The following is a 15,558-nucleotide window of genomic DNA, read 5'->3' as shown; positions in this document are numbered from 1 at the left end:
CGGCAAAATTTATGGCAGAGTGCGCCCGCCTCTGTATTCCGCGGTTATCAAATAACGGTCTTCAGGAAACACCATGCGAACAGATACCGGCCAGGTCATTCATCTGGCAGATTACCGTCCCACCGACTTCGTGCTGGAACGTGTGGACCTGACCTTCGAACTCGACCCGACGGAGACAAAGGTCGAGGCACGTCTGATCTTTCATCGTCGCCCGGGCACCGATCCGGCAGCGCCGATCGTTCTCGACGGCGACGAACTGATGCTGTCGGGGCTGCTGTTGGACCAGGTGGAACTGGACCCTTCGCGTTACGACGCAACACCGGAAAGCCTGACGGTGCGCGACCTGCCGGAGAGCGCGCCCTTTGAACTGACGGTCACCACCGTCATCAACCCTGAGGCCAACACCAAGCTGATGGGCCTTTACCGCACCGGCGGCATCTACTGCACGCAGTGCGAGGCGGAGGGTTTCCGCCGCATCACCTATTTTCCCGACCGGCCCGACGTGCTTGCGCCGTTCACGGTCAACATCATCGCCGACAAGGACGCCAACCCGCTGCTTTTGTCGAACGGCAACTTCCTCGGCGGCGCCGGCTATGGCCCCGGCAAACATTTCGCCGCCTGGTTCGATCCGCATCCGAAGCCGAGCTATCTCTTCGCGCTCGTCGCCGGCGATCTCGGCGTCGTCGAAGACACGTTCACGACCATGTCCGGCCGTGAGGTGGTGCTGAAGATCTATGTCGAGCACGGCAAGGAGCCGCGCGCAGCCTATGCCATGGACGCGCTGAAACGCTCGATGAAGTGGGACGAAGAGAGGTTCGGCCGCGAATACGATCTCGACATCTTCATGATCGTCGCCGTCTCCGATTTCAACATGGGCGCGATGGAGAACAAGGGCCTCAACGTCTTCAACGACAAATACGTCCTTGCCGATCCAGAGATCGCCACCGATGCCGACTATGCCAATATCGAGACGATCATCGCGCATGAATATTTCCACAACTGGACAGGTAACCGCATCACCTGCCGCGACTGGTTCCAGCTGTGCCTCAAGGAAGGCCTGACGGTCTATCGCGACCACGAATTCTCTTCCGACCAGCGCTCGCGCGCCGTCAAGCGCATTGCCGAAGTGCGCCACCTGAAATCGGAGCAGTTCCCGGAGGACGGCGGCCCGCTCGCCCATCCGGTGCGGCCGACGACATATCGTGAGATCAATAATTTCTACACGACGACCGTCTACGAAAAGGGCAGCGAAGTCACGCGCATGATCGCGACGCTGCTCGGCAAGGACGGCTTCAAGAAAGGCATGGACCTCTATTTCGACCGCCATGACGGTGAGGCCGTGACGATCGAGGATTTCGTCAAATGCTTCGAGGATGCAAGCGGTCGCGACCTCACGCAATTTTCGCTCTGGTACCATCAGGCCGGCACGCCGCTCGTCACCGCATCGGGCAGCTATGATGCGGCGGCCGGCAGTTTCACACTGTCGCTCGAACAGATGATCCCGGCAACGCCCGGCCAGCCGAGCAAGGAGCCGATGCATATTCCGCTCAGCCTCGCGCTGTTTGGCGAAAACGGCGGCAAGATCGAGCCGACCTCGGTCGACGGCGCGGAATATGCCGGCGAGGTGCTGCATCTCACGGGGCGCACGCAGACGGCCGTGTTCCATGGCGTTGGCTCGCGGCCGGTCGTTTCGATCAACCGCAGCTTCTCGGCGCCGATCAACCTGCATTTCGATCAGAGCCCGGCCGATCTCGCCCATCTCGCCCGCCATGAGACCGATCACTTCGCCCGCTGGCAGGCATTGACCGATCTGGCGCTGCCGAACCTGCTGAAAGCGGCACGCGACGCCCGCCAGGGTAAGCCTGTGATCTGCGAGGCGACCTTCGTCGAGACACTGATCGCGGCCGCCGCCGACGAGAGCCTCGAGCCCGCCTTCCGTGCCCAGGCGCTGGCTCTGCCGAGCGAATCCGATATCGCCCGGGAACTTGGCGGCAACAACGATCCCGATGCCATCCATGCCGGTCGGCAGGCGGTCTTGAAACAGATCGCCGATGCCGGAAAGGATGTCTTTGCCAGCCTCTACGCAGCGATGACGACATCAGGCGATTTCAACCCGGATGCGAAAAGCGCCGGCCTGCGGGCGCTGCGCAATAGCGCCCTCACCTACCTCTCGCATGCCGAAGAGACGCCGGCCCGCGCCAAGGCCGCCTTCGATGCGGCCAACAATATGACCGATCTCAGCCATGCGCTAACCATCCTCGCCCATCGTTTTCCCGACAGCGCCGAGACAAGCGAGGCGCTCGCCACCTTCCGTGACCGCTTCGCGGAAAATGCGCTCGTCATCGACAAATGGTTCGCGATCCAGGCCGGCATTCCGGGCGCAAAAACCCTGGGACGGGTCCGCGCGCTGATGGACGATCCGCTCTTCAAGCGCACCAATCCGAACCGGATGCGGTCGCTGGTCGGCACCTTCGCCTTTGCCAACCCGACCGGATTCGGCCGCGCCGATGGCGAAGGCTATCGCTTCCTCGCGGATCAGATTCTCGATATCGACGGGCGCAACCCGCAGCTTGCCGCCCGCATCCTCACCTCGATGCGCTCCTGGCGCTCGCTCGAACCCGTGCGTGCCGATCACGCCCGCTCGGCGCTGATCGAGATCGAGCGGGCCGCCGATCTTTCGACCGACGTGCGCGATATCGTAGAGCGCACGCTTAAAGGGTAATTTGATTCGACCGGCCATCAGGAGAAATTCGGCGGCCGGTCGCCCAGCACCTCGAATCACCTGGAAAAACCCGAAATTATAAATAGTTAACGGATTTTTACCTTTGCCTCTGGACAAGGCGAATCACCCATGATTCTCTAGGTCAGGTTCGAGCGAGCGGCGCGCGAATCACATGAGGAACAAGGCGAAGAGATGATGGACGTGCGGCGGGCAACCGTGGCCGGAGGACGGCTGCGTGTCGATTTTGACGGGCTGAAAGCCTGGCGCGACAGCCTTTCGGGCCATGCGACATCGGAACCACTTCTCCGTTATCTGCCCAAGGCCGAGCTGGTCTTGAAACGGGCCATCCCGGCGCTGATCGTCGCCTTCCTCTCCGTCGTCGCCGCCTCGCATTTCTTCGGCATGATGAGCGAATATGGGCGGCTGGAGGCCTCGGCGCGCCATGCCACCGCCCTTTCGGCGGCGACCGCCTCTGCGGTGTTTGCCGATGCGGCCGACATCTTCGACAGCGGCGATATCGCCGGGGCGCAGGCCCGCCTCGCCAAATACCTGCCGCAGGACCGGCTGGACAGCGGCGCTTTCGTGCTGCTCGTGCAGGCAAGCGGCAAGGTTTTTGCCGCGACCACCGCCGGGCTTTCGCATGTTGGCAGCAATGTCGGCGATTTCTTCCCCGAGGTCTCGGCGATCCGCCGCTTCGGCGATCGCGCCGGCGTCATCGAAACGACGATCGGCGGCGTGCCCTATTATGCCGAGATCACGCTGATGGGCAATGCCGGCGGTTATATCGTCGCCGCCACCTCGCTCGACGAGGTCGGCCGGCTCTGGCGCGAGGAACTGGCGCTCAACGTCACGCTGTTTGCCGGGATCTCCTCGATCCTGCTCGTCATCCTCTATGCCTATTACACCCAGGTGAAGCGCGCCCGTGACGCCGACGACATCTTCGTGGAATCGAACCTGCGCGTGGAGACGGCGCTGTCGCGCGGCCGCTGCGGCCTCTGGGATTTCGATTTCGAGAGCCGCGAATTCTTCTGGTCGCGCTCAATGTACGACATGCTCGGCCTGCCGGGTTCCGACAAGACGATGGGCTTCGGCGACGCCGCGCGGCTGATGCATCCCGATGACGGCGGGCTCTACGAGATCGCGCGCGTCATCGGCAAGGGCGCTTCCGCCCAGGTCGACCAGATCTTCCGCATGCGCCATGCCGGCGGCCACTATGTCTGGATGCGGGCGCGCGCCCAGGTGATCCGCAGCAATTCCGGCCGTATGCACCTGATCGGCATCGCCATGGACGTGACCGAACAGCATAGGCTCGCCCAGCGCTACGCAGAAGCCGACCAACGCCTGGCCGACGCCATCGAATGCACCTCGGAAGCCTTCGTGCTCTGGGACAAAAACGATCGGCTGGTCATGTGCAACACGCATTTCCAGCAGGCCTATGGCCTGCCGGATAGCGTGCTCGTGCCCGGCACCGAGCGCTCGACCGTCAATGCCGCCGCCGCCCGGCCTGTCATCGAGCGGCGGATTTCCGATGCCGACGGCTCCGGCTATTCGCGCACGACGGAAGTGCAGCTTGCCGACGAGCGCTGGCTGCAGATCAACGAGCGGCGCACCCGCGACGGCGGCAGGGTCTCGGTCGGAACCGACATCACGCTGATGAAACGCCATCAGGAGCGGCTGCGCGAATCCGAGCGCCGGCTGATGGCGACGATCGGCGATCTGTCCGCCTCGCGCCAGACACTGGAGATCCAGAAATCCGAGCTTTCGACGGCCAACGCCAACTACCAGGCGGAGAAGGAACGCGCCGAGGCTGCCAACAAGGCGAAATCGGAATTCCTCGCCAACATGTCGCATGAGCTGCGCACGCCGCTCAACGCCATCCTCGGCTTCTCGGAAATCCTGCAGAACCAGATGTTCGGTCCGCTCGGCTCGCTGAAATACGACGAATATGCCCGCGATATCCATGACAGCGGCAAACATCTGCTCAACGTCATCAACGACATTCTCGACATGTCGAAGATCGAAGCCGGCCATGTCAGGCTGCATTGCGAGCGCATCGATCTTGTGCCGCTGATTGAGGAAAGCCTGCGCTTCACCGCCATGCCCGCAGCTGAAAAGAACATCGTCATCGAACAGCGCATCTGCTCCGGTCTGACGCTGATGGCCGACCGCCGGGCGATGAAGCAGGTGCTGCTCAACCTGCTCTCCAATGCGGTGAAGTTCACCGACAATGGCGGCCGCATCGCGGTACGCACCCGCCGCGTCGACGGCGCCGTCGTCGTCACCATCGCCGACACCGGCATCGGCATTCCACGCTCGGCGCTGTCGAAGATCGGCCAGCCCTTCGAGCAGGTGCAGAGCCAATATGCCAAGAGCAAGGGCGGCTCCGGCCTCGGGCTCGCCATCTCCCGCTCGCTAACCCTGCTGCATGGCGGCCGCATGAAGATCCGCTCACGCGAAGCGGTCGGCACCGTAATCTCGCTGCGTATTCCCGACGATATCTAGACCCGACCTCATTTAGCCGACCGATGCGGCGGTGAAAACCGCCAATTGGGCGGCGAAAGCGCGCTTATATGCCGGCCGCGCTTCGCCGCGGGCGATATAGGCGGAGAGATTCGAATATTCTTCCAGTATGCCTGATCCTTTCAACCTGAGAAGCACCGTCACCATCAGCAGGTCACCGGCGCTGAACGCGCCGTCGAGCCAGTCGGCATCGCCAAGACGGTGGGAGAGGTCGGTCAGCCGCTTCCGGATGCTGTCCTCAAGGGCAGAAAGGCGCTGGTCGTACCAAGGCTTGTCGCGCTCGAGGATCATGACGAGAGCGCGGTCGAAGATCGGTGTTTCCACCGTGTTGAGCGCGGCAAACATCCATGTGAGCGCGCGCGCCCGGGCATTCGCATCGTCCGGCAGCAGGCCCGGATGGCGCTCGCCGATATGAAAGACGATCGCTCCGGACTCGAATAAAGCGAGATCGCCTTCTTCATAGGTCGGGATCTGCCCGAAAGGCTGAAGTGCGAGATGCGCGGGTTCTCTCATAGTCTTGAACGAAACAAGACGAACGTCGTAAGGCTGGCCCACTTCTTCGAGCGCCCAGCGAACGCGCATGTCACGCGCCAGACCCCTGCCGCGATCGGGCGACCGTTCAAAGGCAGTGATGGTAATCGTCATTGGTGTTCTCCATAGCTTTGTCCTGAAGACGACTGGCTAAACGAGAATCCGACAGGCCATGCTCGAGATAATCCTCGCGGTCGTTCCATCTGATGTGAGATCAGGCTTTTACGACATTCAGGAATATTTTCCGAACCGCTTTCGAAAGCCGCTTTACCTCGCCTTCCAGCGTCTTGATGTCAGGGCAGTCGCCGGCGCGGCAGGCGAGTTCGACGAGGCCCGCCGGCGCATCCTTCGGATCGAACAGGCCGTCGATGGAGAGGCGGATCAGCTGCGAAAGGCGGGTATAAAGCGCGAACGCCTCGAGGCATATATCGAGATCGACTGGCGCCATCAGCCGGTCGCCAAGCACTTTCAGGGCCTCGCCGGTGCTGATCCCATTGACGGCAATGCCGACGCCCCTGGTCGGCGCGATCAGTGCGAGATATTGGGCGATGAATTCGAGATCGATGACGCCGCCGGGAATGAGCTTCAGGTCCCACGGACCGGAGGGCGGCTTTTCCCTGTCGATCAGTTCGCGCATCTCGGCAACATCATGCGCCACCTTGGCAATGTCGCGATCGGCCGACAGCACCTCGCGGACGATATGTTCCGCCTCGGCGATCAGGCTCTCATTGCCGCAAATCAGCCGAGCGCGGCTGAGCGCCATATGTTCCCAGGTCCATGCCTCTTCGCGCTGATACTTGCCGAAGGCATTGATGCGGGTGGCGACCGGCCCCTTGTTGCCGGATGGGCGCAGCCGCATGTCGACCTCATAAAGCACACCTTCGGCGGTCGGCGCCGACAAAGCGGCCATCAGCCTCTGGGTGATGCGGGTAAAGTAACGCGTCGCATCGAGCGGCTTCGGCCCGTCGGACTCGGAGGCCGCATCGTCATAATCATAGAGCAGGATCAGATCGATGTCGGAACCGGCGGTCAGCTCGAAGCTGCCGAGTTTACCCATGCCGGCGACAGCGATGCGCCCGGCGGGATAATCGCCGTGTGCTGCCCGCATCTCGCCGACCACGGCATCGAGTGCCGCCGCAATGATGAGGTCGGCGAGATGGGTGAAGGCGCGTGCGGCCATCACGCCGTTGATCGCGCCTGTGAGCAGGCGGATGCCGATCAGGAAGCGTTGCTCGGCGGCGAAGATGCGCAGCCGGTCGAGCACCTCTTCATAGTGGCGTGCCTGGGCAAGCGAGCCCTTCAGCCGTTCGCCGAGATAATCGCGCGTCGGCAGCTCGGCCATCAGGCCGGGATCGAGCATGCCGTCGAAGACATGCGGCTTGGCGGCGATCACCTCGGCAAGCCGGGGTGCGGAGGACATGATGTTGACGATCAGCGACAGCAGCGCCGGGTTGCTGCCGAGCAGCGAGAACAGCTGGATGCCGGAGGGAAGGCCGGAGATGAAACTGTCGAAGCGCAGCAGCGCCTCGTCGGCGCGCTTGCTTTCACCAAAGACCCGCAGGAGCTCCGGCGCCAGCTCCGTCAGCCTTTCACGCGCCTCGACCGATTGCGTCGCCCGGTAGCGGCCGTAGTGCCAGGTGCGGATGATACGGGAAATATCGGACGGTCTGGTAAAACCGAGTTTCTTCAGCGTCTCCAGCGTATCCGGGTCGTCGCCCTGGCCGGTGAAGACGAGATTTCCGGTGTCGGTGGAAAGCCTGCTCTCCTGCTCGAAGAGGTGGGCATAACGCCGCTCGACCGTTTTCAGCACGCCGACCAGCCGCTCGGAGAAGCTCGGCGTGTCGGAAAAGCCCATCATGAAGGCGATGCGCTTCAGGTCGGCATCGGTCTCCGGCAGCAGGTGGGTCTGCTCGTCGCGCACCATCTGGATGCGATGCTCGACATCGCGCAGGAACCAGTAAGCCTCCGTCAGTTCGTCGCGGGTCTCCGCGTCGATCCATTTCGCCTTGGTGAGTTCACCGAGCGTCTCCTCCGTCGCCCTGCCACGCAATGCCGGCATGCGACCGCCGGCAATCAGCTGCTGCGTCTGGACGAAGAATTCGATCTCGCGAATGCCGCCGCGGCCGAGCTTGACGTTATGACCCTTGACCGCAATGGCGCCGTGGCCCTTATGCGCGTGGATCTGACGCTTGATCGAATGGATATCGGCAATCGCCGCGTAATCGAGATATTTGCGGAAGACGAAAGGGGCGAGCCCGCGCAGGAAATCGCCGCCCGCGGTCAAGTCGCCGGCAACGGCACGCGCCTTGATGAAGGCCGCCCGCTCCCAGTTCTGGCCCCTGCCCTCGTAATAGATCATCGCCGCATCGACCGGGATCGCCAGCGGCGTCGAGCCGGGATCGGGGCGCAATCTGAGATCGGTGCGGAAGACGTAGCCGTCGGCTGTCCGCTCCTGCAGGATGCGCACCAGCCGGCGCATCATTCTGGGAAAGACCTCGATCGCGTCATCGGGGTCGGGCACGATGCCCGCCTGTTCGTCGAAAACGACGACGAGGTCGATATCGGAGGAATAGTTGAGTTCGGATGCGCCGAGTTTGCCCATGCCGAGCACGATCAGCCCGGAGCCCTCGCTCGGTGCCGCCAGATCCCGCAGCCTGAGCTTTCCACCCTCATGCGCCGCCAGCAGCAGATGGTCGATCGCGGCGGCAACCGAAGCTTCGGCAAGCTCGCTCAGCCAGGCCGTCGTCGCCCGGCCGTCGAAGATGCGCGCGAGATCGGCGAGAGCGACGAGGAAGGCCACCTTGCGCTTGATGATGCGCAGCCTGCTCATCACCACGGATTCCGAAGGTGCGGCCCCCTCGCCGTCCCGCTGCCAGCAGCGCCGCGCATCGGCGACCAGCGCCTCGATCTGCGGCTCCAGCGGTTGGGTGATGGCGCCGGCGAGGATGGCGGGATCGAGATTGACGATTTCGCGCAGATAAGGCGACAGCGTCAGCACGGCCGCGATGAAATCGCAAAGCGGGCTCTCCGTCTTCAGCATCGCAGCCACCGACGGCTCGTGTCTGCCGGCCTCCTGAAGGTCGGCCAGCGCCAGCTTCAACTCCGTCTGGTTCAGCGGACGCAGCAGCCCTTCGGCCACATTCTTCAGGCAATGCGTCGATTTCGTCAGCATGCACTCTCCCTGCTTTAGCGCCGAAGGAACGGTCCCGCAGAATCGCGGGAACGCCTCCTTCGACCAGCATTAAACTAGGGTCTTGGCGGCAAACCGCCAATATACGATTCAACCGATCGTGTTTCGGCGGAAAAGCTCAGGCAGCCTTGGCGGGGAAGATCATGCTGACGGTCAATCCGCGCTTTTCGGGCTTGTCGGGATCGGTATCGGAGAGTTCCAACCGGCCGTTGTGCAGCTCCATCACTGCTTCCACCAGCGAAAGCCCGAGCCCCGTTCCCGGCTTCGATCGGCTTTCATCGAGGCGGACGAAGCGCTTCACCACGTCGTCGCGCCTGTCGGCCGGAACGCCTGGCCCATGGTCGGCCACCGAAAGGCAGATGCCATCCGGGCGGCGGGCGAGCTTCAGCGTTACCTTGCCTGCTCCTTCCGTATCGGAGGAATATTTGATGGCATTGTCGAGCAGATTGAAGATTGCCTGGCCGATCAGCTCTCGATTGCCCTGCACCTCGACATCCGGCTCGATGCTGGAGCTGAGGCCAAGCCCGGCCTCCTCCGCCGCCGGCTCGTAAAGCTCGGCGCTGTCGGCGACGATGGCCGAAAGCTCCACCGGCGACATCTCGGCGGCGACCGATCCGGCCTCGACGCGGGAGATCATCAACAGCGCGTTGAAGGTGCGGATCAGCTGGTCCGATTCGGAGATGATGCCTTCCAGTGCAGTGCGCCGCGCCTCGCCGTCGGCGATATCCAGTGCATCGGCCGCCTTGTTGCGCAGCCGCGTCAACGGCGTCTTGAGATCGTGGGCGATGTTGTCGGAGACCTGCCGCAGGCCTTCGTTCAGCTTCTCGATGCGCTCCAGCATGGTATTCAGCGACATCGACAAGCGGTCGAATTCATCGCCGGATCCGCCCACAGGCAGGCGCTGCGACAGGTCGCCGGCCATGATCTTCTTGCTCGCATCCGACATGCGGTCGATGCGTTTCAGTGCGTTGCGGCCGATGGCGAACCAGATGATGATGGCGCCGAGCCCCATGATCGCCAAGGCCACCATCAGCGCCTGGCGCACCAGCAGACGGAAACGCTCGGGGTCGCCAAGGTCGCGGCCAATCAGGATTCTGAGGCCATTGTCGAGCACGAAGATATTGGCAATCGCCCTGTGGCGGCGCTCGATGCCGCTGTCGGTATAACGCTGGTAGCCGAAGGGCGCGGAGGTCCAGCCGATCTCCTCGAAGACACCCGGCTGCACCGAGGCGACATTGCCGGCGAGAATATCGCCCGAGGGACCGGCGATGATATAGAGGTTGGCGCCCGGCTGGCGGGCACGCCGCTCCATCATGCGCAGCAGAAGGTTCATGCCGCCGGTGTCATAGGCGCGCTGCACCTGCTCCACCTCCTGCCTGACGGCGTCGCGGATCTGGCCCGACAGCAGCCGTTCCGACATCGCCGTCACATAGAAGACGAGCGTCGCGGCGCAGATCGCGAAAAGCAGGATGTAGAGTGCCGAAAGGCGGACTGCTGTGGACTTGAAGAGAACCTTGAAACGGCTCATCCCTCATCCTTGATCATGTACCCCGCGCCGCGAATGGTCTTCAGGAGCGGCTGGCTGTAGTCCTTCTCGATCTTCGAGCGCAGCCGCGAGACATGGACGTCGATGACGTTGGTCTGCGGGTCGAAGTGATAGTCCCAGACATTTTCGAGCAGCATGGTGCGGGTCACCACCTGGCCGGCATTCTTCATCAGATATTCCAGCAGGCGGAATTCGCGCGGCTGCAGCGGGATCTCCTTGCCGCCGCGGCGCACTTCGTGGGAGAGCCGGTCGAGTTCGAGATCGCCGACGCGATAGACGACGTCCTGATCCGGCGTGCCCTTGCGGCGGCCGAGCACCTCGACGCGTGCCAACAACTCGCTGAAGGCATAAGGCTTCGGCAGGTAATCGTCGCCGCCGGCACGAAGACCGGTCACGCGGTCATCGACCTGGCCGAGTGCCGAGAGGATGAGGACCGGCGTATGGATGGCCTTGCGGCGCAACTCGCTGATGACGGAAAGCCCGTCCCGGCGCGGCAGCATGCGATCGATGACGATCACGTCGTAGGTATTTTCCGACCCCATGAACAGGCCGCTCTCGCCGTCGCTGGCGTGATCGGCGACGATGCCCGCCTCGCGAAAGGCTTTCGTGAGGTAGACCGCGGCTTCGAGATCATCTTCGATGATGAGAATCTTCATGCGGCCGACATTACCCGCCGGCTGCGTTTCGGCAAGGCTCAAAGCATCTTCCTGCGGGGCGGCGCTCATCGCGATCATCCTTCAAGGTCAGAAGAATCGAGCCGCGCGGAGTTTCGTCCGCGCGGCTCCAAGTTGTCTTGAGGGTCAGCCCTGGCCGTTGATCGGAAGCGCGACGAAACGGCTTCCTTCATTGGACTGGATCTGGAACAGCGCGCGGGTGCGCCCGTCCTTCTTGGCCTGGTTCAGCACCCTGACGACATCGTCGGGGCTGGCGACCTCCTGGTTGTTGACCGAAGTGATCTTTTCGCCTTCCTTGATGCCCTTGTCGGCAGCGTCGGAGTCCGGATCGATGCCTGTTATCGCCAGGCCCTTGCCATCGTCAGACGGGCCAACCGTCAAGCCGAGATCGGCAAGCGCCTTTTCGGAAGCCGGTGCCTCAGGCTGCTGCGGCTGGCTGTTGTCATCGGCGGACGCATCCTTCTGGTCGATCGGCAGCGTACCGAGTTCGACGGTGAGAGGCTGGGCCTTGCCGGCGCGCCAGACCGAAAGCTCGACCTTGCTGCCCGGCTGCATCGCGCCGATGCGGCGGCTGAGATCACGCGCATCCTTGATCGTCTCACCGTTCAGCGCGGTGACGACGTCGCCGGCTTTCATGCCGGCCTTGTCACCCGGCGAACCGGCCTGCGGGGCAACCACGAGGGCGCCGCTCGGCTCGGAGAGACCGATGGATTCGGCGATATCCTTGGTCACCGGCTGGATCTGCACACCCAGCCAGCCGCGCGAGACCTGGCCGTCCTTCATCAGGTCGGCGACGACATCCCTGGCGGTCGAGGCGGGAATGGCGAAGGCGATGCCGACGCTGCCGCCCGACGGCGAGAAGATCGCGGTATTGATGCCGACGACTTCGCCGCTGAGGTTGAAGGTCGGGCCGCCGGAGTTGCCGCGGTTCACGGCGGCATCCACCTGCAGGTAATCGTCATAGGGACCGGAGCCGATATCGCGGCCGCGGGCCGAGACGATGCCGGCTGTGACCGTGCCGCCGAGGCCGAAGGGGTTGCCGACGGCAACGACCCAGTCGCCGACGCGGACGTTATTGTCGTCGGCCCAGTTGACGTAGGTGAACTTCTTGCCCTTGCCGTCGACCTTCAGCACGGCGAGGTCGGTGCGCGGATCCTTGCCGATCAGCTTGGCATCGAGCTCGGTGCCGTCATTCGTGACAGCGACGAAGGCCTGGCCATCAGAAACGACGTGGTTGTTGGTGACGATATAGCCGTCCTCGGAGATGAAGAAGCCGGAACCCTGGGCGACGGGGCGGAGGCGACCCTTGCCGCCCGGACCATTCGGACCGCCATTCGGGCCGTTCTGGCCGAAGCGCCGGGAATGGCCCTGCTGATCATTCGGACCCTCGCCGAACTGCTTGAAGAACCGCTTCAGCGGATGATCGTCGGGAAGGTCGTCGAAGCCGCGGCCGTTGAAATCGAAGGAGAAGCCGTCATTATTGTCGGCGACGGGGTTGACGCGGTTTTCGACCCGGACGGAAACGACGGCCGGAGAAACGGCGTCGACGACATTGGCGAAGCTCGGAACGGCAGGCGCCTGGACCTTGACAGCTTCGGCATAAGACCGGGTGATTTCGAGCGGAACGCCGGTTGCGAGCACAGCGGCTGCGATACCGGCGACGGTAGAAGCCTTGAGCACAGTAGCGAGGGACGGACGTCCGTTGAAATTCTTGAGCATTGGAGCACCTTCTTTTGTTCTTAAATCTTCAGATCGGCGGCGCCGGATCAGTCGATGACTAAAGATATAGGACGCCGCACCTTACTGCGAACTGTCCGGCGAATGAAAAGTTCGTAATGTTTGCAAGGTTTGTCTGACGGCAAACCCATACGGCTTGGTAGAGAGGCGGTGTATTGTCAGGATGCCGAAGCCGCTCTATGCCTGGCAGGCACCTCTGATTCAAAAATTTAACGGAAACTTATGTGGCCGGATCTGCCGTTCGAATTCAACGTGATCGGAACCCCTGTCAGTTCGCAAAGCGTCCTTGCGGCGGCAAGGCAGGAATGGAAGACAAGGGTTGCCGAAGCGGCAGCCAGGGCACTTCCGGAGGGAGCTTGGTCGTTCGACGAAGCTCGCTTGGCGGTAACCCTCTTCTATTTTCCGCAGGCCGCGATGACCGGCGACATCGACAACATAGTCAAGCTAACGCTCGATGCGATGATCCCTTCCATCTACCTCGATGATAGTCTTGTCGATCGAGTGCTGGTTCAAAGATTTGATCCCGAAACAAAGGCGGCGTTTTCCAATCCATCCGACACGTTGGTACAAGCACTAGGATCAGAGGACCCGATCCTCTATATTCGTGTGGATGCAGTCCCTGAGGAAGCAGTTTTCTAATGATCGATTTCGCCGCAGTCGAAAGAAACGCGCTCGATGAATACCTGCCGCGCCTCAATGCGCGGGGCTACAGGGTCGTGCGCCGTCCAGCCAAGGCGGATCTCCCCCCCTTCCTTGCCGACTATGACGCTGACGCCGTTGCGACCGGGCCGGATGACAACATAATCGTCGAGGTCGTCACTAAAGGTAGTCCGACAGCGCAATCGAAAATTCGCAGATTGAGAGAAATGTTAGCGGGTCATCCCGATTGGCGTCTCGAGGTCGTCTATGGCGGCGACGGCGAGCGACAGGTTCCCATTGCGAGCCTTTCGTCAATTGAGCAGACCGTCGCAAATTTGGATAAGCTAGCTGATACAAGAGCCGCGCTCTTGCTGGCGTGGGCATCTCTTGAAGCAATCGCCCGAAATCTGGAACCTGGCGAAACAATCAGGCCGCAAACGCCTGGACGAGTTGTCGAGCTTCTCGCTGCCGGCGGATTTGTGACCCCGACGCAGGCAGAGTTACTGAGGAATATGGCGAGTCTTCGCAACCAGGTCATCCACGGCAACGTGGATCTGCAGCCATCGGCTGGGCAACTTCAGGAACTCATTGTTACGACCAATGAGTTGCTATCGCTTCTGAAAACTCAACGTCAAGCCAACACCATCTGACGGAATTGCCGCCGGTTGGCCGCCTACTTTTTCAGAAGCTCGCTCAGCTTCGCCTGCTCGTCTGCCGTCAGCTTGCTGCCGGTCGGCTTGCCGGCCCTCTTGCGCGCAAAGACCAGCAGTGACAGCCCGCCGGCCAGCACCAGCAGGACCGGCGCACCCCAGAGCAGCACCGTCTTCATGCTGACACGCGGCTTCAACAGCACGAACTCGCCGTAGCGCGAGACGATATAGGTCAGCACCGCCTCGTCGCTGTCGCCGTCGGCGATGCGCTCGCGCACCAGCAGGCGCAGGTCCTTGGCCAGGTCGGCATTGGAATCGTCGATCGACTGGTTCTGGCAGACCATGCAGCGCAGTTCCGCCGAAAGGGCGCGGGCGCGCGCTTCGAGCGCCGGATCGGCCAGCACCTCGTCCGGATTGACGGCAAAGGCGGGGGCCGCCACCAGCAGCAAAACGAAAGCCAGGAGCAGACGCCGTATCATTCCGCCGGCTCCATTGCGGGAGCTGCCGGCCGTGCCGGCTTCGCCTTACGGCGCGGGGCGCCGACACGCAGGCGCCGGTCGCTGAGCGAGACGAGGCCGCCGAAGGCCATGAACACCGCGCCGCCCCAGATGCAGAGAATGAACGGCTTCCACCAGATGCGCACGACGATGCCGCCGTCCTTGGTGGCGTCACCGAGCGATACATAGAGCTGGCTGAGCCCGAAGGTCAGGATGCCGGCCTCCGTCGTCGGCATCTGGCGGGCGGTGTAAAGGCGCTTGGCCGACCAGGTATCGGCAACCGCGACACCGGCGCGCCGGATGGTGAAGTGGCCGCGGTCCTCGCTATAATTCGGTCCGGTCGCCGGCTGCATGCCGTCGAAATGCAGGCTGTAACCGCCGGCCTCGGTCACCTGCCCCGGCTTCATCTCGATGACGTGCTCCGTCTCGAACGTCGTGACCGCGACGATGCCGAGCACGGTGACGCCGAGCCCGGCATGGGCGAGCGCGGTGCCGAAGGCCGAACGCGGCAGGCCGGAAAGCCGGCGCCAGGCAAGATGGCCCGCCACCTTGCCGATGCCGGCGCGGTACCAGAGATCGGCCACCGCACCGAGGACCAGGAACAGCCCGGCAGCAAGCCCGAGCACCGAAAGCACCGGCCCGCCATGTTCGATGTAGAAGAAGACCACCGCGGCAAGGAAGGCGAGACCAGCGACGACGTAGAGCCGCTGCAGGGCGCCGAGCAGATCGCCGCGCTTCCAGGCAAGCATCGGCCCGAACGGCACGATGACGATCAGCGGCGCCATCAGCAGGCCGAAGGTCAGGTTGAAGAACGGCGCTCCGACGGAAATCTTGTCGCCGGTCAGCGTTTCC

11 protein-coding genes are annotated in these 15,558 nt (G+C 62.8%); 4 read left to right on the top strand and 7 right to left on the bottom strand.

The features are described 5' to 3' along the window. Positions 1-73 precede the first annotated feature (73 nt). Positions 74-2,722, top strand: a complete 2,649-nt coding sequence (gene pepN / locus GFM02_RS11065; protein ID WP_168321699.1) for an aminopeptidase N — start codon at positions 74-76, stop codon at positions 2,720-2,722. A gap of 192 nt (positions 2,723-2,914) precedes the next feature. After that, entirely contained in the window at positions 2,915-5,224 is a 2,310-nt protein-coding gene (locus GFM02_RS11060) for a PAS domain-containing sensor histidine kinase (protein ID WP_168321698.1), read from the top strand. A gap of 12 nt (positions 5,225-5,236) precedes the next feature. Here GFM02_RS11060 and GFM02_RS11055 read toward each other — a convergent pair whose 3' ends face one another. From GFM02_RS11055 to GFM02_RS11035, 5 genes are all read right to left on the bottom strand, one after another. Then, positions 5,237-5,887 (bottom strand): glutathione S-transferase family protein, encoded by a 651-nt coding sequence (locus tag GFM02_RS11055; protein WP_168321697.1) that lies wholly within the window; start codon positions 5,885-5,887, stop codon positions 5,237-5,239. A 100-nt stretch (positions 5,888-5,987) separates the two neighbouring features. Then, positions 5,988-8,945 (bottom strand): bifunctional [glutamine synthetase] adenylyltransferase/[glutamine synthetase]-adenylyl-L-tyrosine phosphorylase, encoded by a 2,958-nt coding sequence (locus GFM02_RS11050; protein WP_168321696.1) that lies wholly within the window; start codon positions 8,943-8,945, stop codon positions 5,988-5,990. A gap of 136 nt (positions 8,946-9,081) precedes the next feature. After that, positions 9,082-10,491, bottom strand: coding sequence for a sensor histidine kinase (locus GFM02_RS11045; protein ID WP_168321695.1), 1,410 nt, complete (start codon positions 10,489-10,491; stop codon positions 9,082-9,084). Next, complete coding sequence (locus GFM02_RS11040) at positions 10,488-11,243, bottom strand: response regulator transcription factor (RefSeq protein WP_017990850.1); 756 nt, start codon at positions 11,241-11,243, stop codon at positions 10,488-10,490. Before GFM02_RS11040 ends, GFM02_RS11045 begins: the two co-directional genes overlap by 4 nt. A gap of 66 nt (positions 11,244-11,309) precedes the next feature. Continuing rightward, positions 11,310-12,902, bottom strand: coding sequence for a Do family serine endopeptidase (locus tag GFM02_RS11035; protein ID WP_020049243.1), 1,593 nt, complete (start codon positions 12,900-12,902; stop codon positions 11,310-11,312). A gap of 240 nt (positions 12,903-13,142) precedes the next feature. Here GFM02_RS11035 and GFM02_RS11030 point away from each other — a divergent pair, with 240 nt between their 5' ends. Beyond that, the gene (locus GFM02_RS11030; protein WP_168321694.1) at positions 13,143-13,559 is read left to right on the top strand and encodes a RusA family crossover junction endodeoxyribonuclease; all 417 of its coding nucleotides are present in this window, start codon (positions 13,143-13,145) and stop codon (positions 13,557-13,559) included. Then, entirely contained in the window at positions 13,559-14,209 is a 651-nt protein-coding gene (locus tag GFM02_RS11025; protein ID WP_168270123.1) for a hypothetical protein, read from the top strand. Before GFM02_RS11030 ends, GFM02_RS11025 begins: the two co-directional genes overlap by 1 nt. Before the next feature lie 23 nt (positions 14,210-14,232). Here GFM02_RS11025 and GFM02_RS11020 read toward each other — a convergent pair whose 3' ends face one another. Then, positions 14,233-14,688, bottom strand: a complete 456-nt coding sequence (locus GFM02_RS11020; protein ID WP_168321693.1) for a cytochrome c-type biogenesis protein — start codon at positions 14,686-14,688, stop codon at positions 14,233-14,235. Beyond that, a partial coding sequence (locus tag GFM02_RS11015) for a cytochrome c-type biogenesis CcmF C-terminal domain-containing protein (protein WP_281411268.1) occupies positions 14,685-15,558 on the bottom strand: 874 nt, incomplete at its 5' end. The genes GFM02_RS11015 and GFM02_RS11020, both read right to left, overlap by 4 nt.

Origin of the sequence: Rhizobium leguminosarum bv. viciae (genome assembly GCF_012276115.1) — a bacterium.
Taxonomy (GTDB): Bacteria; Pseudomonadota; Alphaproteobacteria; order Rhizobiales; family Rhizobiaceae; genus Rhizobium; species Rhizobium leguminosarum_T.
This window is presented reverse-complemented; position numbering and strand designations above follow the sequence as displayed.

What these genes read in the sequence shown, in the direction of transcription:
- GFM02_RS11025 (WP_168270123.1), top strand. Translation starts at nt 13,559, where the DNA reads ATGATCGATTTCGCCGCAGTCGAAAGAAACGCGCTCGATGAATACCTG.
- GFM02_RS11030 (WP_168321694.1), top strand. Translation starts at nt 13,143, where the DNA reads ATGTGGCCGGATCTGCCGTTCGAATTCAACGTGATCGGAACCCCTGTC.
- pepN (WP_168321699.1), top strand. Translation starts at nt 74, where the DNA reads ATGCGAACAGATACCGGCCAGGTCATTCATCTGGCAGATTACCGTCCC.
- GFM02_RS11050 (WP_168321696.1), bottom strand. Translation starts at nt 8,945, where the DNA reads ATGCTGACGAAATCGACGCATTGCCTGAAGAATGTGGCCGAAGGGCTG.
- GFM02_RS11020 (WP_168321693.1), bottom strand. Translation starts at nt 14,688, where the DNA reads ATGATACGGCGTCTGCTCCTGGCTTTCGTTTTGCTGCTGGTGGCGGCC.
- GFM02_RS11035 (WP_020049243.1), bottom strand. Translation starts at nt 12,902, where the DNA reads ATGCTCAAGAATTTCAACGGACGTCCGTCCCTCGCTACTGTGCTCAAG.
- GFM02_RS11055 (WP_168321697.1), bottom strand. Translation starts at nt 5,887, where the DNA reads ATGACGATTACCATCACTGCCTTTGAACGGTCGCCCGATCGCGGCAGG.
- GFM02_RS11060 (WP_168321698.1), top strand. Translation starts at nt 2,915, where the DNA reads ATGATGGACGTGCGGCGGGCAACCGTGGCCGGAGGACGGCTGCGTGTC.
- GFM02_RS11045 (WP_168321695.1), bottom strand. Translation starts at nt 10,491, where the DNA reads ATGAGCCGTTTCAAGGTTCTCTTCAAGTCCACAGCAGTCCGCCTTTCG.
- GFM02_RS11040 (WP_017990850.1), bottom strand. Translation starts at nt 11,243, where the DNA reads ATGATCGCGATGAGCGCCGCCCCGCAGGAAGATGCTTTGAGCCTTGCC.